The 18,123-nt window shown below is 62.5% G+C and carries 16 protein-coding genes and 1 tRNA gene; 11 read left to right on the top strand and 6 right to left on the bottom strand.

Annotated elements, in window-relative coordinates:
- Positions 1-1,067, bottom strand: a 1,067-nt coding sequence (gene mutL, locus AC3WJI_RS07180; protein WP_492756571.1) for a DNA mismatch repair endonuclease MutL, incomplete at its 3' end; no start/stop codon positions are given.
- Positions 1,068-1,216: 149 nt separating this feature from the next.
- On the opposite strand from mutL, the gene AC3WJI_RS07175 reads away from it, so the two are divergent.
- The 7 genes from AC3WJI_RS07175 to AC3WJI_RS07145 all read left to right on the top strand — a co-directional run bounded on the left by AC3WJI_RS07175 (position 1,217) and on the right by AC3WJI_RS07145 (position 8,036).
- Positions 1,217-2,257, top strand: a complete 1,041-nt coding sequence (locus AC3WJI_RS07175) for a rod shape-determining protein (protein WP_315588603.1) — start codon at positions 1,217-1,219, stop codon at positions 2,255-2,257.
- An 11-nt stretch (positions 2,258-2,268) separates the two neighbouring features.
- A complete protein-coding gene (gene mreC / locus AC3WJI_RS07170; protein WP_492756570.1) occupies positions 2,269-3,171 on the top strand; it encodes a rod shape-determining protein MreC in 903 nt (300 codons plus the stop codon).
- 20 nt (positions 3,172-3,191) lie between these two features.
- Complete coding sequence (mreD, locus tag AC3WJI_RS07165; RefSeq protein ID WP_492756573.1) at positions 3,192-3,680, top strand: rod shape-determining protein MreD; 489 nt, start codon at positions 3,192-3,194, stop codon at positions 3,678-3,680.
- A gap of 1 nt (position 3,681) precedes the next feature.
- On the top strand, positions 3,682-5,718 hold the full coding sequence (gene mrdA, locus AC3WJI_RS07160; protein WP_492756569.1) for a penicillin-binding protein 2: 2,037 nt from the start codon (positions 3,682-3,684) through the stop codon (positions 5,716-5,718).
- Positions 5,715-6,833, top strand: a complete 1,119-nt coding sequence (gene rodA, locus AC3WJI_RS07155; RefSeq protein ID WP_492756568.1) for a rod shape-determining protein RodA — start codon at positions 5,715-5,717, stop codon at positions 6,831-6,833. The genes mrdA and rodA overlap by 4 nt, the downstream gene beginning before the upstream one ends.
- Positions 6,834-6,944: 111 nt before the next feature.
- Positions 6,945-7,020: transfer RNA gene (locus AC3WJI_RS07150), tRNA-Lys, on the top strand.
- Between the two features lie 161 nt (positions 7,021-7,181).
- Entirely contained in the window at positions 7,182-8,036 is an 855-nt protein-coding gene (locus AC3WJI_RS07145) for a hypothetical protein (protein ID WP_492756567.1), read from the top strand.
- A 304-nt stretch (positions 8,037-8,340) separates the two neighbouring features.
- Here the strand turns inward: AC3WJI_RS07145 and AC3WJI_RS07140 are convergent, their stop codons facing one another.
- The 4 genes from AC3WJI_RS07140 to AC3WJI_RS07125 all read right to left on the bottom strand — a co-directional run bounded on the left by AC3WJI_RS07140 (position 8,341) and on the right by AC3WJI_RS07125 (position 14,158).
- Positions 8,341-10,098 carry an ATP-binding protein gene (locus tag AC3WJI_RS07140; RefSeq protein WP_492756566.1) on the bottom strand — a complete coding sequence of 586 codons (1,758 nt, stop codon included), beginning with the start codon at positions 10,096-10,098 and terminating at the stop codon, positions 8,341-8,343.
- Positions 10,095-11,375, bottom strand: coding sequence for an SIR2 family protein (locus AC3WJI_RS07135; RefSeq protein ID WP_492756565.1), 1,281 nt, complete (start codon positions 11,373-11,375; stop codon positions 10,095-10,097). The genes AC3WJI_RS07140 and AC3WJI_RS07135 overlap by 4 nt, the downstream gene beginning before the upstream one ends.
- A 180-nt stretch (positions 11,376-11,555) precedes the next feature.
- Complete coding sequence (locus AC3WJI_RS07130; protein WP_492756564.1) at positions 11,556-13,184, bottom strand: RNA-directed DNA polymerase; 1,629 nt, start codon at positions 13,182-13,184, stop codon at positions 11,556-11,558.
- A gap of 68 nt (positions 13,185-13,252) precedes the next feature.
- The gene (locus tag AC3WJI_RS07125; RefSeq protein ID WP_492756563.1) at positions 13,253-14,158 is read right to left on the bottom strand and encodes a helix-turn-helix transcriptional regulator; all 906 of its coding nucleotides are present in this window, start codon (positions 14,156-14,158) and stop codon (positions 13,253-13,255) included.
- Between the two features lie 129 nt (positions 14,159-14,287).
- Here AC3WJI_RS07125 and AC3WJI_RS07120 point away from each other — a divergent pair, with 129 nt between their 5' ends.
- From AC3WJI_RS07120 to AC3WJI_RS07105, 4 genes are read left to right on the top strand one after another with little or no spacing between them, the layout of a single operon-like run.
- On the top strand, positions 14,288-15,253 hold the full coding sequence (locus AC3WJI_RS07120; protein WP_492756562.1) for a CBASS oligonucleotide cyclase: 966 nt from the start codon (positions 14,288-14,290) through the stop codon (positions 15,251-15,253).
- 5 nt (positions 15,254-15,258) lie between these two features.
- Positions 15,259-15,771 (top strand): HORMA-1 domain-containing protein, encoded by a 513-nt coding sequence (locus tag AC3WJI_RS07115; RefSeq protein ID WP_492756561.1) that lies wholly within the window; start codon positions 15,259-15,261, stop codon positions 15,769-15,771.
- Entirely contained in the window at positions 15,771-16,724 is a 954-nt protein-coding gene (locus tag AC3WJI_RS07110; RefSeq protein ID WP_492756560.1) for an AAA family ATPase, read from the top strand. Before AC3WJI_RS07115 ends, AC3WJI_RS07110 begins: the two co-directional genes overlap by 1 nt.
- The gene (locus AC3WJI_RS07105; protein ID WP_492756559.1) at positions 16,721-17,449 is read left to right on the top strand and encodes a DUF6602 domain-containing protein; all 729 of its coding nucleotides are present in this window, start codon (positions 16,721-16,723) and stop codon (positions 17,447-17,449) included. Before AC3WJI_RS07110 ends, AC3WJI_RS07105 begins: the two co-directional genes overlap by 4 nt.
- 46 nt (positions 17,450-17,495) lie before the next feature.
- On the opposite strand, the gene AC3WJI_RS07100 is transcribed toward AC3WJI_RS07105, so the two are convergent.
- Complete coding sequence (locus AC3WJI_RS07100; RefSeq protein WP_492756558.1) at positions 17,496-18,119, bottom strand: DUF6118 family protein; 624 nt, start codon at positions 18,117-18,119, stop codon at positions 17,496-17,498.
- Positions 18,120-18,123: the final 4 nt, after the last annotated feature.

Raw genomic sequence — 18,123 nt, 5'->3', positions numbered from 1 at the left:
CACCCCAACCCCTCCCCTGAAGGGGAGGGGCTTTCGGGTTGCCACATGCCCAGCGCCGCTTCGCTCGGGCGCTGGACGCTGCGGTGGCCGGCCTCGTCGAGCGCGCGGCGGAGGCCGCTGACGATCATGCCGCGGACCAAAGCCGGATCGCGGAAGCGGACTTCGGTCTTGGCGGGGTGGACGTTGACGTCGACCTGGTCGGGCGGGATCTCGAGGAACAAGGCGACGACCGGGTGGCGGTCGCGCGCGAGCATCTCGGCAAAGGCGCCGCGCACCGCGCCGACGAGCAATCGGTCCTTCACCGGGCGCCCGTTGACGAACAGATATTGGTGGTCGGCGACGCCGCGGTTGAAGGTCGGCAGCCCGGCGACGCCGCCAAGCACCAGGCTCTCGCGATGGAAGTCGATCGCGACGCTGTTGCCAGCCAAGTCGCGGTCGGTGAGCGCGGCGACGCGCTCGGGCCGGCTCTCGCCGCCCTGCACCGACAGCACCTTGCGGCCGTCATGCTCGACCGAGAAGGCGATGTCGGGCCGCGCCATTGCGAGCCGCTTCACCACATCCATGCTCGCGCCATATTCGGCGCGCGCCGAGCGCAGGAACTTGCGCCGCGCCGGCACGCGGGCGAAGAGTTGCTCGACGCGGACGCGCGTTCCTGGCGGTAGTGCGGCAGGGCCTTCCGCGACCAGCTCGCCATTGTCGACGGTGCGCGACCAGCCGTCGGCGCCGCGCACCCGGCTCTCGATCGTCAGCCGCGCGACGCTGGCGATCGAGGGCAACGCCTCGCCGCGAAAACCCAGCGTCTCGACGGCTTCGATCGCATCGTCGGGCAGCTTCGAGGTTGCGTGGCGCTCAAGTGCGAGCGCCATGTCGGCGGGCGCCATCCCGCAGCCGTCGTCGATAACCTCGATCAAGTCGGTGCCGCCGGCGGCGAGGCGGACCGCGATCCGGGCGGCGCCCGCGTCGATCGCGTTTTCCACCAGTTCTTTCAGCGCGCTGGCAGGGCGTTCGACCACTTCTCCGGCGGCAATCCGGTTGACAAGATGCTCGGGGAGACGGCGTATTGACATGGCAGTCCGTCTAGCCCAACGGGCGGCATCCCGCGACCCACAAGCGCATGCACCGAGACGGATTTCGCAGTCCGCACCGGAAGGGTCCGGACTAAAATCTGGTGCGAACAGCCGGCGGCGGGCGCCCGATCGGCAGGACGGAACAACGAATGGCCTTTTCCCGCTTTTTCAAATTCATGTCCCACGACATGGCGATCGATCTCGGCACTGCGAACACCGTCGTCTATCTTCGTGGGCGCGGCGTCGTCCTCAATGAGCCGTCGGTGGTGGCGGTCGAGACGCTCAACGGCGTCAAGCGGGTCAAGGCCGTCGGCGACGACGCCAAGCTGATGATGGGCAAGACGCCCGGCTCGATCGAAGCGATTCGCCCTTTACGCGACGGCGTGATCGCCGACATCGATGTCGCCGAGCAGATGATCAAGCACTTCATCCAGAAGGTCCATGGGCAGCGCCGTTTCATGCGCTGGCCGCAGATCGTCATCTGCGTGCCCTCGGGTTCGACCTCGGTCGAGCGCCGCGCGATCCGCGACGCCGCGTCGAACGCCGGTGCCTCGCAGGTCTGGCTGATCGAAGAGCCGATGGCGGCAGCGATTGGCGCGGGCATGCCGGTGACCGAGCCGATCGGCTCGATGGTGGTCGACATCGGCGGCGGCACCACCGAAGTCGCGGTGCTCTCGCTGCGCGGCCTGGCCTATTCGACCTCGGTCCGCGTCGGCGGCGACAAGATGGACGAGGCGATCGTCTCCTACGTCCGCCGCAATCACAATCTGCTGATCGGCGAAGCCACCGCCGAGCGGATCAAGCAGGAAGTCGGCGTCGCGCGTCCACCCGCGGACGGCATCGGCACGACGATCCACATCAAGGGCCGCGACCTCGTCAACGGCGTGCCCAAGGAAATCCAGATCAACCAGGGCCAGATCGCCGAGGCGCTCAGCGAGCCGGTCGGGACGATCGTCGAGGGCGTCCGCATCGCGCTCGAGAACACCGCCCCCGAACTGGCCGCCGACATCGTCGACCAGGGCATCGTGCTCACCGGCGGCGGCGCGCTGCTCGAAGGGCTCGACGAAGTGCTTCGCGACGAGACCGGCCTTCCGGTGACCGTGGCCGAGGATCCGCTCACCTGCGTCGCGCTCGGCACCGGGCGCGCGCTCGAGGATCCGATGTTCCGCGGCGTGCTCATCCAGGTCTAGGAGCACGGGCGATGGCGCCGCCACGCAACCGGCGCCCCGGATTTTCGCGGCGGGCGCAGTACGGGCTCTTCATCGGCTATGTCGGGGCGGCCGGCGGCGCATTGATCGCCGTCGTGCTGTTGCTGCTGTCGACGTTCAACCCGCCGGCATTCGCGGCGGTGCGTAGCGTGTTCGCCGAAGTCACCACACCCATTTCCTCGGGGCTGCACTGGGTACGGCGCGGCCTTTCGGGGATCCCCGAAGGGATCGGCAGCTATTTCGCCGTGCACGGCGAGAATGCCCGCCTAAAAAAGCAGCTTGCCCGCGACGCGCTGACCGTGGCGCGCGCGCAGACGCTCGAACAGGAGAACCGGCGGCTGCGCGACATGGTCAAATTGCGCGACGTGACCACCGACGCGATCGTCGCGGCGCGGCTGGTCAACAGCTCGTCGTCGAGCACGCGGCGCTACGCCACGCTCAACGCCGGATCGTGGCAGGGTGTCAAGCGCGGCCAGCCAGTACGCGATCCGACGGGCTTGATCGGCCAGGTGGTCGAGACCAGCCCGAACAGCGCGCGCGTGCTGCTGCTGGTCGATCCCGAAAGCATCGTGCCGGTGCGCCGCGTCCGCGACGGGCTGCCGGCGATCGCCTCGGGTCGCGGCGACGGCCTGCTCGACATCCGCTCGGCCAGCGTCGCGACGATGGGGTTCAAGGTCGGCGACGTGTTCGTCACGTCGGGCACCGGCGGGGTCTTTTCGCCCGACATCACGGTGGGACGCGTAGTCCGTACCCAGGGCGATGTCGCAGTCGCGCAGCCTGCCGCCAATCCGGACTCGCTCGACTTTGCGCTGGTCCAGCAGGCCTTTCTCCCCGAACCGGTACCGAGCCCCGCCCCCACCCCTTCCCCGTCGGCCACTCCGACGCCCGCACCGTGAGCCCCATCGAGTTCATCCCGATGGGCCAGTCGGAGAAGCCGCCGCGCGCGATATGGCTGGCCCCGCTATCGGTGATGCTTGGGTCGCTGATGACCCTCATCCCGGTCGTCGCCGTAGTACCGTTCCTGCCGCCGTTCGGCCTGCTGGTGCTGCTCGGCTGGCGGATGCTGCGTGGCGATTCGATGCGCGTCTGGGTGCCCGTGCTGCTCGGTCTCTTCGACGACATTGTCAGCGGCCAGCCTTTGGGCTCGGCGATGCTGCTATGGACTGTCTCGGTTCTGGCGATCGACGTGCTCGACACGCGGCTGGTGTGGCGCGATTTCTGGCAGGACTGGCTGATCGCCTCGGGCGCGATCGGCTTCTGCCTGCTCGCGGGACGGCTGGTCGCCGCGCCCTTCGGTGCGCATGTCGACACCGCGCTGCTGCTCCAGATACTGGCTTCGGTGGCACTGTTTCCGCTAATCTACCGGCTCTGTGCCTGGTTCGACCGTGACGTGAGGAAGCAGTGAGGTGCTGAAGGTCACCGAAGCCGCGCAAACCTACAGTTTCTCGCGCCGCGCCCTGCTGATGGGCGGCGCGCAGGCATCGGTCGCGCTCGTCCTCGCCGGGCGGATGACGTGGCTCTCGGTGTTCGAGAACGAACGCTACAAGGTGATGGCCGAGGACAATCGGGTCAGCCAGACGCTCAGCCCGCCGCGCCGCGGCTGGATCGTCGACCGCAATGGCCAGCCGCTTGCCAACAACCGCACCGATTTCCGTGTCGACCTGATCCCCGACCGGCTCGAGCGCCGCGAGGAAACACTTGCCGCGCTTCAGCAGATCCTGTCGCTCACCGCGGAAGAGATGGCGCGCATCGCCACCGACCTCAAGCGCGCCAACGGCTTCCGGCCCGTTCAGGTCAAGGAGAGCCTCGACTGGGAGCCTTATGCCAAGGTGCTCGTGCGGCTGCCCGAGCTGCCGGGGGTGCAGGCGACGCAAGGCTTCACGCGCAACTATCCGCTCGGCGCCGGGGTCGGCCATCTGATCGGCTATGTCGGTGCCGCGTCGGCCGAACAGTACAAGGCCAGCAAGGACCCGCTGATGGTCACGCCCGGTTTCAAAATGGGCAAGGACGGGCTGGAGAAAACGCTCGAAGACCGGCTGCGGGGCAAGCCGGGCGCCAAGCGCGTCGAGGTCACCGCGCGCGGCAAATTGGTCCGCGAGCTGGCGACGCGGCAGGACGTGCCGGGGCAGAATGTCCGCCTGACCATCGACGCCGGGCTGCAGGAATATTGCGCGCGGCGGCTCGCCGACAATTCGGGCTCGATCGTGGTGCTCGACTGCCTGACCGGCGACGTGCTCGCGATGGTGTCGATGCCGGGATACGATCCCAACAGCTTCTCCGACGGGATCAGCCAAAGCGAATGGAAGATGCTCTCGGGCGACGATCACGTGCCCTTGATGAACAAGGTGCTGCAGGGGCTTTATCCGCCGGGATCGACGGTCAAGCCGATGCATTCGCTGGCGATCCTGCGCGCCGGCATCTCGCCGCACGCGACGGTCAATTGCAGCGGTGCGCTCCAGGTCGGGCGCCGCGCCTTTCACTGCCACAGCCGGCGCGGACACGGCGCGGTCAACATGGAACGCGCGGTGGCGCAGAGCTGCGACATCTATTTCTACGTAATGGCGCGCGAGCTCGGTTACGACCGCTTCGCCCCGACCGTGCGCGAGATGGGGCTCGGGCAGCGCTTCGACCTGCCTTATACCAGCCAGCGCTTCGGCACCGTCCCCGACAGCGCGTGGAAGGAAAAGAAATACAAGCAGCCCTGGACAATCGCCGATTCGGTCAATGCATCGATCGGCCAGGGCTGGGTCCTCGCCAATCCGCTCCAGCTCGCGGTGATGGCAGCGCGGATGGCGCAGGGCCGCGCGATCGTGCCGCGATTGCTGCTCGACGGAAAGCATGAGCCGGCACCGTCGCTGGGGATCGATCCGCAGCACATCCAGACGGTCCGCCAGTGCATGTGGGCAGTGATCAACGGCGGCGGCACCGGCGGCAAGGCGCGCCTGCCGATCCCGGGGATCGAGCTTGCCGGCAAGACCGGCACGGCGCAGGTCCGCGCGATCACCACGGCCGAGCGCAGCTCGGGGGTGCTCAAGAATGCCGCGCTGCCCTTCAAGCTGCGCGATCACGCCTTGTTCGTCTGCTTCGCGCCCTGGGACAATCCGCGCTATGCCGCGTCGATCGTCCTCGAGCATCACGGCCACGTCAATCCGGTCACCGACGTCGCGCCGACCGCGCGCGACATCATGACCTTCCTGTTCGACCGCGAAAAGGCGATGGCGTCGCTCCACGAGCTCGAGAAAGGCTGGGGCGGCACCTATACCGAGCGGATGGCGCGCCAGGCCGATGCGTTCAAGGCCGCGCAGGCGGCGGCGAAGGCCGCCCCTCCCCCGCCGGTTCCCGAGGATGCCGAGGCGGCGGCGAGCAGCGTCGTCTCCGCCGCGGCCAATGCGACCGTGCCGGTCGGCGACGTCGCCGGACGCAACGAGGATCGCGCCGAATGAGCAGGATTGGCCCCGGCATCGTCCCCGCCCCGCTTGCGCAATTGCCGTGGAAGGTGCTGCTGCTCGTCCTCGCGATCGGCTGTTTCGGGCTGGTCGTGCTCTATTCCGCCGCGGGCGGCAGCATGTACCCCTGGGCCTTCTCGCAAGGCACCAAATTGTTCGTCTTCCTCGGCATGGCGGTCGCGCTGTCGCGCGTCCCCGAGGGCTGGTGGGCGCATGCCACCTTCCCGATGTACGGCGTCATCCTGCTGATGCTGCTGGGCGTCGAGGCATTGGGCGCGGTTGCGGGGGGAAGCCAGCGCTGGCTCGAACTCGGCTTCATCCGGCTCCAGCCCTCCGAGTTGATGAAGCCGGTGATCGTGCTGACGATGGCGCGCTTCTACGAGATCCTGCCGGCCAGCGAGATCCGCAAGTTCGGTGCGCTATGGCCCGGCGCGGTGCTGATCGGGCTGCCGGCGGCGCTGGTGATGCTGCAGCCAGACCTCGGCACGGCATTGATGATCGTCGGCAGCGGCGTCGCCGTGATGTTCCTGGCGGGCATTCCGCTGCGGCTGTTCATCGGCGGCGGACTGGGGCTGGCTGCGGCGATCCCGCTCGTCGTCAATTTCGTGCTTCACGACTATCAGCGCAACCGCGTGCTCGTCTTCCTCAGCCCCGAGAGCGACCCCCTCGGCACCGGCTATCACATCAGCCAGTCCAAGATCGCGATCGGATCGGGGGGCATCTTCGGCAAGGGGTTCCTCAACGGCACCCAGAGCCATCTCGATTATCTCCCCGAAGGCCATACCGACTTCGCGCTGGCGACGATGATGGAGGAATGGGGCCTGATGGGCGGGCTGTTCCTGATCCTCGCCTTCGGCTTCCTGATCGGCTGGGGGATCAGCGTCAGCATGCGCGCCAAGAGCCGATTCGGCCGGCTGACCGCGGCGGGGCTGTCGGCGACGATCTTCTTCTATTCGTCGATCAACATGCTGATGGTGATGGGGCTGGCGCCGGTGGTGGGGATTCCGCTGCCGATGATCAGCTTCGGCGGCACTGCGCAGATGACCTTCATGATCTGCTTCGGCGTGCTGATGTCGATCGATCGCGAGAGCCGCCGCAAGCAGCGCTGGTAAGGGATTTTACGGCGCATGCATTTTAGGGTTTGCAATGCGCCAAAGCTTTGCTAACCGCGCCCCTCCAAACGCGGCGGCGCACTCACCAAGAGCGCCGGAAACGCCCGGAATGGACGCATAGCTCAGTTGGTAGAGCAGCTGACTCTTAATCAGCGGGTCCTTGGTTCGAGCCCAAGTGCGTCCACCATCTTTTCAATGACTTAGCGCCCATCGTGAGCAGCGGTCATCTTCCAAGGTAGCATTGAAGGTAGCGGGCGCTATGCGATGCAGTGAGGCAATTTGGCGCCAGCCCGAGTGAAGCACACCGTCGTTCGGTCTGTTTTGTGCCCGCAAGAGAGGTCAGGATAGATGGAAAATTCTGACGACATTTTCGCGAAGCTGTTCGCCAAGGCTTTTGATCCGGAACTGTTGCGTTGCACGGACGCAGTCCGTGCGATTGCCGACTACGACATTCCCCAAGTGCACCAAGCGCCCTTTGCGCGCTTCCACCGCTTCATCACGGACCCGCAGCCGTCCTATGTGAGCGCCTGGCGCGCGGACGAAAGGCTTGAGCGTAGGTGGTATCACGCGCACGTAAACGGCGTACTGGGCGATGTTCGCGGCGCACTGGCCGCAGCGCACTACCATCTGGCGAACCTCGCCGCGCTGGAGGATGCAGTCACTGAGATCCTCCAAGCGAGCAATTTCGCCGAACGCATGGACAACGTGACCATGGGTCTGGGCGGCACTCGAAAGCTCGATTTCGAGTATCAGGCTTTCGTCTTGGCCTCCCGCCGCGCCCTCGACTATCTGTCCGGAGCGCTCAGCAGCTATTTCAAAACGGAATCCTATTCGTTCCGGACCTTGCCGAAATCCATCGCGCGTCAGACGCCGGCACAGGTCGTAGAAGCTATCTCCGCCGCGCACGGTCGGCACGAGAATGACCTCTCCTACATTCTCGCCGATGGACGCAAATCCACTCGAAATCGCATCGCGCATTACGAGTTTGTCGACGCGGGCGTGATCAATCTTTCCGGCAGGGGGTTCGCGCTGGCAGGTGGCGGAGAGGAACTGCGACCACGAACCGGAGAGCAGCGGAAGCAACTCCAGGGCAGTCTTACCGCACGGCTGGATCGCCTACATGTATGCGTCGCCGATATGATCGACAGTTTTGTCGGTGCGGCCGTTGCGATTGAACGGGCCGGCAGCAGGCAGTCTGACTAAGCCGCAATGCCGATACCTAAAGCTAATTCAAATGCCGCGTGAAGCCCACTCGAGCCGCCCTCCCCGTCGATGCCGGCCTCTCTAATCGAAGTGTCTGGTCAGGCTCAGCTCGGCTTCGCGGGAGGAATCTCAGATTCCGAGTTAGTGGCTTGATTCGGCGTGGAATTCTTGGGCTTGAGCATCGACCACCCCACATTTTTCCCCACACTTGGCGAGAGATTTTTTGAGGCATTATGCAACCGGTTGTGCGCGCGGCGCCCGTCTTCAGGCCGCTGTTTGAGATCGCCTGTCGTTCGAGTTTCCTTCATGCTGCGTGAAGGGGCGGTGGTTCTTCAACCAGGGCGTGTGGGGCATTTTGAGCCAGCTTGGCGTTCCTTCGTTGCATCCATGAGGACTGGAATGCTGGACCCCGAGAATCTGGAGGGGATGAAGGACGGCGAACAAATATTGGAACCGGCGCGGGCAGCTCAGGTCCAATCACGACGGCTTCGCCCGGCGCGAGCATCGGCACAAACTGAGCGGCGCCCCGGTCGAGATCCCCACACGCGCGCTCGACTGTCTCGCGATCCTGATCGTTCGTCAGGCGATGAACTATTAATGTGCCGAGTTGGCTTAAGACGTCAGCTGGGACGTCCCGGGGACGCTGCGTCGCAAGAACGCAAGTCAGCCCGTATTTCCTGCCCTCCTTCGCGATGATGCCGAAAGCGTCCAGCTTCACTGAGGCGTATTCATCCCCGACAGCGCGCCCCAAGAACTGGTGAGCTTCGTCGAGGAACACGACCATCGGCGCGGTACGGAACATGCCTAGTCTCGCTTCGGCCAAGAGAAACCGGCCAATAACGTTGAGAAGGATTTCACGCGTGTTGTGCTCGAACCGCACCTCCTTGAACGACACCACGGCTACGTCGCGCGAATCGTCGGCAAAGAAAGCGCGCAACTGGTCAACGAGCGAAACCCCTTGCTGGCCGAAAACGCACTGCAGCTCTGGCGATGCGATCAGTGTGTTGACGCGGGCGATCAGCGTTTCACAGTAAGCTAGGGTGGAGTTGTCGACGTTGCCAAAGCAGTTTGGCTGCTGGCTGCTGATCGCCTGCACGCATTCTTGCTTTATCTGCTCAGCCAATCTCTGGATATCGAACGCGCATCCTGCGGCATGGAGCTGCAATGCGTTTGCGCGAACCGCGTTCTGGAACGGCGCCCGCTGCTTCGAGACCTTCACGATCAAGCCTTCGTGCACAACAACGCCTTGCGGCACGTCTGCTCCGAGTGCCGTCACCAACTTCAGGCTGCGGATCGCTTCGCGTAGCTTCGGCCCTTGGCTCTGTCCGGAAGGGCGGAACAACGAAAAGAGATCGTCTTCGGTCATCTGCTGGTAGGGAAAGTGCGTGAGCACTTGATCGCCGGCGGGTTCAGCGAAGGTGTAGGTGGTGTCGACGCAGTCCATGTCTGCGAATTCGCCCGTTGGATCGAGGACGATTGCCTTGCCACCCGCCGCTTTCAACTGCTCCACCAGTGTCGCGACGGTCCAGCTCTTGCCGCCGCCGGTGGCGCCGAACACGCCACAGTGCCGGCCGAACAACTTGTCCGGCGGCAGGCAGACGTCGACGCCATCTGCCGCGTCGATCCGGCCGATGCTCAACGTAAGGTCGTTCGCGTCCGCAACGGCGTTCCTGATCAGGGTGGCCAGCAGGTGGGATTCGGCGAGATATACGCCGTCACCAATTCGCGGAAACTGCACGACACCACGCTTCAGCTTGTTCGACTGCTGCTCGACGGCGGCAAGCAGCTGAACCCTGCCAATTGGGTTCACCGTACCATCGGTTCCGATCGAGGGCTCGACGGTCAGCCGCTCTCCGTCGGGAAGGCGTGTCTCGACTATGCGGCCGAGCACATAGGAACGTTCGCAGTCGACAAACACGAAGTCACCGACCGCTCCGAGTGATGTCCCGCGCTGCTCGCGCCCCGGGGCTGCGTTTGGAAGGTTCACGTGCACGTATGATGCGGTCACCTGCGTGACCGTGCCGACGTAGCGATTGCTTTCGACTGGGTTGGCGAGTTTCACTGGTTAGCCCCACCCGCGTCCCGGAGACTGCGCATCCGTTGGACGTGGCGTTCACGATCGTCCTCCCCGACCAGATCCGGAAGTGCGGAGGTAAGGTCCTGGAAGCGTCCGTTCATAAGGTGGATGCGGGCGTCGCCGGCATCGGCAAGGCTCCTGAAGGCGGCGACAAAGCGATTGCCAGGTAACGCGCCGACGGGGAGCTCGTGCCCGCCCCCCTCGAGTGCCTCGTTGGTGAGGAATGCCGGATCGCAGATCACAAGTCGGAGCGACATATTGGATTCCACCGCCGACATAACGGGACTGCTGATATGGTCGTCGTTGAAGCCGAACCCGGAAACAAGGAGAGCGGTGTCGGGTTCGCGCAGCGCCGACTGGAAAGACGACAACATGTCCAGATAGGGCGCCTCGAAGCTTTCTTGGTATTTGCTCGACCTCGGGTAGATTAGCACCGGACTGCCAATCTGCTCGCGGGTACGCAGAATCTCGCCGCCATGCCGACGCCAGTCGATGGACCCGTGCAGCTTGTAGAACTGAAGCGCGTTCTGAACGTAGTCCGGACTGTCTCTCCCGCCGTCGCGCCGGACGATGTCCAGTCCGAAGTTGAGCCGGTCGTAAGTCTGCTGGAGAGTATGGGAGAAGCCGTCGACCAGCATGAAGCGTGAGCGTCTGGCGACTTCCTCGAAACACAGATCATAGTTCGTAGTGAAGAGCTTCGCGCGCGGCTTACGCGCACTTCGCCGACCAATCTTCTGAACGAGCGCCGAGTGAGCATCGAGGTTGGTGGAGGCGTCGACGAAATCCACTCTGCGGAGGATTGCCGTTTCCGCTGCGGGCGCGAAGGCGACGACGCGCTGACGCTCTTCGCTCTGTTGCCCATCTGGGCCGACCTCGTTGAGCTCCAGATAGAGACGGCACATCGACAGGAGCTTCTCGATGTTCTCACCAATTCGAACCGCGCCGAAAGTGTTCACTACGGCGTCGAAGATCTGCGGGCCCGTCGCCGCGCGCACCGCCTCCCAAACTTGCCACATGCCTGCGGGGGTCGGCCCCCCAGGCGGATTGTTGGCCGCGAAAGACGATCCTGTGCCGGTCAGTACGACTACGTTGGTCGCATTGAGGACGTTCAGCAGCGCGCTCGAGATTTCAGCGGCAGCGCCAGCTTTTGACTGCCCGTCCTCCGCTTCCAACGCCTCGTCCGTCGCCTGCCGCCAGCCCGATCCGGGCACGTAGAGCCTGATGTTCGAAATACTGGCTGGGCGGTTATCCCAATACGGCATCCAACTCCCCTTTGGTAACCATTCTAACGACGAGCCGGGAATTGGCGAGAGCTCTAAACGTGGCTTCCGAGCCGCCGAGAAGTGCATACCAAGAGACGCAGACCGTGCTGCGAGTCATATGCCGGGCCCCAACAAAGTTGATCTTCTGACCTGAGCGGCTTGTGGAGCGAAGCACGTCGGTCAGAAGGGATCATCCTCATCTTCGGCAAAATCCTCATCTTCATCCTCGCCATCATCGTACTGGCTCGATCGTTCTTCGATTGCGAATGTGACGGATCCGAAGTCGTTCTCATCCAGATCTTGGAAGACACTGGGAAGGCGGTTAGGTTCGAACAACGTGATGCCCTGTTGTGCAAGATCGTCGATCAGATCGTCGCTGATAGTCAGGTTGGCGCTGCCGGCCCATTGGCGTGACCGCCATTCCAGGAGCAACGGCCAATATGGTCCCGAAGCACTCTCGTTCGCGACCATTTCGGCAGCCGTCTGAAACGCGGCCGGTGGCACTAGTCCCTGTTCGACGCAGGATAGGAGAGCCAGCAACGTCAGAGGGCTGCAATTCTGTATTATCAAGTCGGCAGTGCCTGGAGGTATCTCCACGCCCAGCCGTATCGCAGCATACAGCGCCCACGACACCTCCCCGTCGTTTCCTAGGCGCCCGTGGCGATCGAGTATCGCGATTAGGATCGGTGACCAGTCCGCGATGGAAAGATCACGGAAGGCCAGGTGCCGCCAGACAATGATCCGCGCGACGTAGTCTATGGAATGGCCAAAGTGCACGGCCGCGCGCTTTAGGAAGGGCTCCACGACGGGCCACTGGGTGGCGGCCAGGTTCGATCGGTCGAAGTAGCGCAAGGTGTATTTGAGCACGCCGTCGTCATTGTTCTTGGCGGTCAACGAGAAGGCGTATTCTAGTGCCGCCCGTAGGCGCTCTGGAATGCGCCGTTCCGGCGATTCGCTTGCGAACTCGAACTTGGCGGCAATGTCGGTCGGCCAAGTGTCGGAGAAGGAAAAGTTGTCGGAATAGATCGCCGTCTTTGATTCGTTGATGTCCAGTTCGAAGAATCTGATGGCCTCCCGGTATCGCCAGAGGGCCTCTTCGGCTGCGGCATGGGTGTCGGCGCCGATCCACACGTCGTCGACGTGGCGGATCACATCGCAGTTCTGGTGTCCCCCCCTACGGACGAACTCTTGGTCGATCGCCGTGCCGATCGCTTCGGCTACGTATCGAGAGGCATCGGGGCCGACGGGAACTCCAATCGTCTGGCCATCCTGTCCAGCTCGCACGATCAAGTCTAGGCGGTTTGCATAGCAGTTCGCAGATACCGGATTGCGATCCGCCTTTGCGGCGGCCCTTCCATGCACCGCCCAAGGTATCGAGTGAGTGTAGATCGAGTGATAGAATCGCGAGATGTCAGTGCGGGCGACAAAGCGATACCGAGCCAGTCGCGAAAGCCTGGCGCTCTCAAGTTCCGAATGGGACGCGATCGTGACGGCTCTGTCGAGGTCTGGGTTGTGAACGGGCTTCGAGAGGCTGAAGTCTGACAGTGCGAAATGGTCTGTCAGCTCCGTCTCGCGATCCGCTATGAAGCGCGCAAGGTCATGCGCGGTCGACGGATGGACGAACGAGAACTCCCGGCGTGTCATGCCTCGTTTCGAGGCGTTGAACGGAGATGAGCGTACCGGATGCTTCCCGTCGGTGAGCCACCCATTTCGGGCGGCAAGATTGGCACCGATCGCCTGCGTCACGAAAGGCGGTGGTAGGTTTTCGGGCAAATACCCTTTTTCGAGAAGATCGTCTTTGAGCGACATCGGGCGATGATGACATCATTGCTTGGTCGTGACCAATAGAAGTCGACGCGGTAGCACCGACTGACACCTTAGTCCTGCGGGTGTTGAGAAGCTGAACGCTCACCCACGCGACGCTTGCTTTCCGCCCTAGCCTCCGCAATCGCAGCGTTAACCGCATCGATATTCTTAAGGCAGATCTGCACTCGCGAGGGAGGCAGGTCAGCAAGATCAAGATTCATCCTTCTTATGAAATAGTAGGCCATCGATAAGCGCACTTCGATCTCGCGACGACCGTCTATCATGTCGAAGTCGCGTTGAATCGCCAACGCTTGCTCGGCCGTGAGACCAGGATGGGGATATAGCTCGAGCGCGATGCGCGTATCCCATTCGACATCGTCGGATGGATCATAATTCGTCGAGCCAGTCTCGCCGATTTCACTGATCCGGCTGAGGACAAAATCGCGGAAATCGTTCCGGTCACACGCCCACGCGCGGACGTGCCAGCGATAGCCATCGAACGCGAGTGCGTGCGGTGCGATCTCGCGCCAACGCGAGTTGGTTAGCGACTGATAGAGGATGTTGATGCTCTCGCGGTTTCGGATCGCCCGCAGGACGCGCTGTAAACACCGCGGATCGACGTTTCGGACAATGTCGGGCGCCATATCGACAGGTGGCAAGGTCTTGAACCAGAGTTCTTGACGCGGAAGTGCCCCGGTCAACCAAGCCCGCAGTTGCAACAAAAGCCGGTTCGCCGAAACGGTGAGGAAGTGGGGCACCATATGCCGGCCCGGCAAAAACGCTTTGTCGGAAGCACTGTATTCAATGTTTGCAGGTGCCGCTTCACGATACTGCCGCAGATCCACCGAGGCTTGCGGCGTCGAGATATCAAACACCTGCTCCAAGTCGGATCGATTGAGCATCCCCTCCCAAAAGAGCTTCCATTCTATGAACTCCATCCTGCGATGGTGCGTCCACGGACGACGATCCTCGGTCATAAAAAATTATCCATATAGTCTCTTGACGGGTATCAAAACCCTACCCATCAAGTTTTGCAGCGGGTCCTGACTGCCGACTCGCCTATCCGATCTCGCAGGTCAAGCGGATCGTCAAAAAGGGGACCGTTGGTGAGCCGTGAACACGTTTCTCACGCTGACATCGTGCGCTTCGCCGAGGACCGCGTGAACCTGCCAAAGGACAAGGCGGACGAGTATCGCGCGCAAGCGAAACGCCTGCGCGACAAGCTCGAGACCTATCTGGATGAACATCCGGATTTCACTCTGAAAAAGATGCTGCTTTCCGGTAGCCTCGCCAAGGGCACCGCGCTTCGCTCGCTCAACGATATCGACGTGGGGTGCTACATCAGTGGCGCGGATGCGCCGCATTCGGTAGCCGAACTGCTGCAATATCTTGCGGAACGGCTGCGGAAGGCGTTTCCGAATTTTACGCCCGACCAAGTTACGCCGAACACCTATTCGGTCACCGTGTCGTTCAAAGGCTCCGGACTGGACGTGGATGTCGTCCCGATTTTGTATGACGGAGATCCGAGCTGGTACGGCAATCTAGTCAGTCAGGAAGATGGCTCTTTCCTAAAGACGAGCATTCCTCTCCACCTCGAGTTCACGCGCAAGCGCAAGAAGGCGCAGGCTAAGCACTTCGCGCAGGTGGTGCGACTGATCAAGTTCTGGGCACGTCGCCTCAAGCAGGAACAAGACGGCTTCCGCTTCAAATCCTTCATGATCGAGATGATCATGGCCAAGCTGTGCGACGACGGGTTGGATCTCTCCGACTATCCGGAGGCTTTGCAGCACTTTTTCACCTATGTCGCGACGAGCGACCTGCGACAACGGATCGTGTTCCCTGACTACTATAGTCCCACCACCGTTGGGCCGCTCTACGATACTGTTCAGATCATCGATCCCGTTAACAGCGCCAACAATGTCGCCCGGCTCTACACCGCAACCAACGCCGACCTGATCGTCAAAGCAGCGCTCGACGCCGGTGATGCGATCGATGCGGCTCTGGCAGCGCCCACCAAACAGCTGACCGTGGCCTATTGGCAGAAGGTCTTTGGCTCCTCCTTTCAGGTGTAAGTGCGATGTCGAGCTACAGCTATACCGAGTCCACGACCTTCACGATCACCCATGCCCGACACATGGCCGCGAAGATCGCCACAGATCTGAAGCGCATCCAGCGCCTCTATGGTCGTCCATCGGACGACATGATCGCCGACTATGAAGCCGAAGCGGTAGCCCTGATGAAGGCAGGCTATCTCGACCATGTCACCTATGGATTTCAGCGCAATGGCTCGTGGATCGAACCGACTTTGCGGTACACCTCGCGCGACCTTGCCGGCGACAGTGCAAATGACGATGACCCTGGCCGCATTCGCCCCGGGAAGGATGTCTCGGGCGCAGCGTTCACGAGCTTCCTCAGCTATAGCAACGCCTATTATCTCGCCTCTGATACCGAGCGCGAGACCTTCAAGACGGGGCTGCCTTTCAAAAGGGGCACGGGCAACGAGCCCCCGGTGAGCGGCTATCTCGCCAATGATCGAGTCTATTCGGCCGGGGGCCGCGCGCTCGATCGGTCCACTGTGAGGAGCTACTAATGCAGAGCCGCCCTTCGCTTGACGAACTGTTCGAGCGCCGCGTCACGTTTCCTGACTTCGAACCCCAGGCTCGGCTTGCACGCCTCGTCGGCCTGGACGATCAAAAAGATCGCCTCACCAAGATTCTGGGTCTCCTGGTCAACCCAGCAGGCCTCGAACAGTGGGCTACCAAATTTCACGCAGCGGGTGCGGCAGGGTTGCTGGATGTCGTACTGCGCCGGCCGCCGTTGATTGTTCTTGCAGGCGACGTTGGCTCCGGAAAAACGGAGCTCGGAGAGACCATCGGCGATGCGGTCGCGCGACAGGAGCGGATCGATATCACGCTGTTTCCACTAAGTCTCGCGACCCGCGGGCAAGGGCGGGTTGGTGAGATGACCCAGCTGCTATCCGCCGCCTTCGACCATACTGTTGAAGCGGCTACGAAGCTCAAGGCGGCAACGGGGAAGGCACGCGGCGCTGTCATCCTGTTGGTTGATGAGGCGGACGCCTTGGCCCAGTCCCGCGAAGCCGCGCAGATGCATCATGAAGATCGCGCCGGCGTGAATGCCTTTATTCGCGGCATCGATCGCCTTGCAGGATCTCGACTCCCGGCTGCCGTGATCATGTGCACGAACCGGCTGAACGCATTGGATCCGGCCGTCCGGAGGCGCGCGGCCGATATTCTCACCTTCTCTCGCCCAAACGACGTACAACGCAGACACATCCTATCGACGCGGCTGCAGCCCCTCGGTGTTGATGCTCGCAATGTCGAGGCCCTAGTCCGACTGACCGGAGGATCGGGATCCAAACCCGGTTTCACCTTCTCGGACCTGATGCAGCGCTTGCTGCCCGCGATCGTGCTCGATGCCTATCCGCATCGTGCCGTGTCCGGCACTCGCACACTGGAAATTGCGACCGCGATGATGCCGACGCCGCCCTTCCAGGACACCGGTCTTGCGGTGGGAGCACAATGAGCAACTGGTCCCTGCCGCTGCTCCTCTCGGGACTGCATGACGAGATTCAGCAGCGGCTTGAAGTTGCTCGTCGAGCCTTCGGTCATCCGGGTACAAAAGGGGACGCAAGTGAAGGCATCTGGCTGGAACTTCTGCAGAAATATTTACCCGAGCGCTACAAGGCGGCGTCGGCCCATGTGGTCGATAGCTCCGGCGCCTTCAGCGACCAGATCGATGTCGTAATTTTCGACCGGCAATACTCACCGTTCATATTCCACTTTCAAGGTCAGATCGTGGTGCCGGCCGAGAGCGTGTATGCCGTGTTCGAGTCCAAGCAGTCGATCAATGCGGAGCAAGTCGCCTATGCGCGCAAGAAGGTTGCGAGCGTCCGCAAGCTCACACGTACCAGCCTGCCCATCCCACATGCTGGGGGCATCTACCCACCAAAGCCGCTCGCTCACATTCTAGGTGGCTTGCTGACCTTCCAAAGCGACTGGAGCCCCGGCCTGGGTGATCCTTTGGTCGCGGCCTTGGCAGCAGCGAACTCCGAGGAGCGTCTCGACCTTGGCTGCGTAGCGGCCCACGGCATTTTCAGCTGCGAAGCAAATGAATGCGCGGTTGTTACTCCGATCGGGAAGCCTGCAACCGCGTTCCTATTCGAACTCATTGCTCGCCTACAAGAAAAGGCAACTGTTCCAATGATTAACGTGCGCGCCTATGCTAAGTGGTTAGATGTAGATCTATGATTCTTCGGTGGAGATGGGAAAAATCTTCATCTTAGATGCATAGCGGTCATTGCCCCTTTTTTGACTGCGTCATTCGAGGTCCGCTGCCAGCAATCTGCTCCCAACGTTTGCGGTCCGCCTTCATCATCATTTGCTGACCTGCATGCCACATGTCGGTCCCAAGCATGCGAGCGGCAATGCGCTCGGGCACCGCCCAACTCACCGGCAGCGATCGAGCAACGGCACCCGGAAGAATTGCAAACGTCACCATGCCTGCGACGGCAAACGCTGTCCGGTTGTGCAGCAATTCACGATCCTGCGCCGCCGCTGATCGTCCGCGAGCGAACGCCGCATCGATCCTTTCGACGGCGTCATCCATGCCACTGGCTGCGCGCTGCAACATCTGATGATCTTGCTCGCGAATGGTCGCTCCGGCCGCGGCAACGTCGCGGGCGATGCGCTCTGGCGTCAGCGCCATAGCGGGATGCTCGGCGATACGCCCTGCCCACGCCGCCACCTTGTCTATGCGCTTTGAGATATCCTCCAGACTGGGCGTATAGTCGGGCTGCGCGGTGCGCTCGTCGGTCAGTCGCTCGACGGCGCGACGCAGCAAGCTGATCTCTGCACGCAGTTCGCCGAACGCATGCGCGGCAAGGCTGGTGTCGACGTCGCGGGTGTTTTCCTGGTCCATTGGC

The organism is Sphingomonas sp. FW306-1B-B10E (genome assembly GCF_058782005.1).
Note: the sequence above shows the minus strand (reverse complement) of the source record. Positions and strands in the feature narration are given on the sequence as shown.

Bases quoted from the DNA above. Each gene is read 5' to 3' on its own strand.
- AC3WJI_RS07175 (WP_315588603.1), top strand. From the start codon at position 1,217: ATGGCCTTTTCCCGCTTTTTCAAATTCATGTCCCACGACATGGCGATC.
- mreC (WP_492756570.1), top strand. From the start codon at position 2,269: ATGGCGCCGCCACGCAACCGGCGCCCCGGATTTTCGCGGCGGGCGCAG.
- mreD (WP_492756573.1), top strand. From the start codon at position 3,192: ATGGGCCAGTCGGAGAAGCCGCCGCGCGCGATATGGCTGGCCCCGCTA.
- rodA (WP_492756568.1), top strand. From the start codon at position 5,715: ATGAGCAGGATTGGCCCCGGCATCGTCCCCGCCCCGCTTGCGCAATTG.
- AC3WJI_RS07145 (WP_492756567.1), top strand. From the start codon at position 7,182: ATGGAAAATTCTGACGACATTTTCGCGAAGCTGTTCGCCAAGGCTTTT.
- AC3WJI_RS07135 (WP_492756565.1), bottom strand. From the start codon at position 11,375: ATGCCGTATTGGGATAACCGCCCAGCCAGTATTTCGAACATCAGGCTC.
- AC3WJI_RS07130 (WP_492756564.1), bottom strand. From the start codon at position 13,184: ATGTCGCTCAAAGACGATCTTCTCGAAAAAGGGTATTTGCCCGAAAAC.
- AC3WJI_RS07125 (WP_492756563.1), bottom strand. From the start codon at position 14,158: ATGACCGAGGATCGTCGTCCGTGGACGCACCATCGCAGGATGGAGTTC.
- AC3WJI_RS07115 (WP_492756561.1), top strand. From the start codon at position 15,259: ATGTCGAGCTACAGCTATACCGAGTCCACGACCTTCACGATCACCCAT.
- AC3WJI_RS07110 (WP_492756560.1), top strand. From the start codon at position 15,771: ATGCAGAGCCGCCCTTCGCTTGACGAACTGTTCGAGCGCCGCGTCACG.
- AC3WJI_RS07105 (WP_492756559.1), top strand. From the start codon at position 16,721: ATGAGCAACTGGTCCCTGCCGCTGCTCCTCTCGGGACTGCATGACGAG.
- AC3WJI_RS07100 (WP_492756558.1), bottom strand. From the start codon at position 18,119: ATGGACCAGGAAAACACCCGCGACGTCGACACCAGCCTTGCCGCGCAT.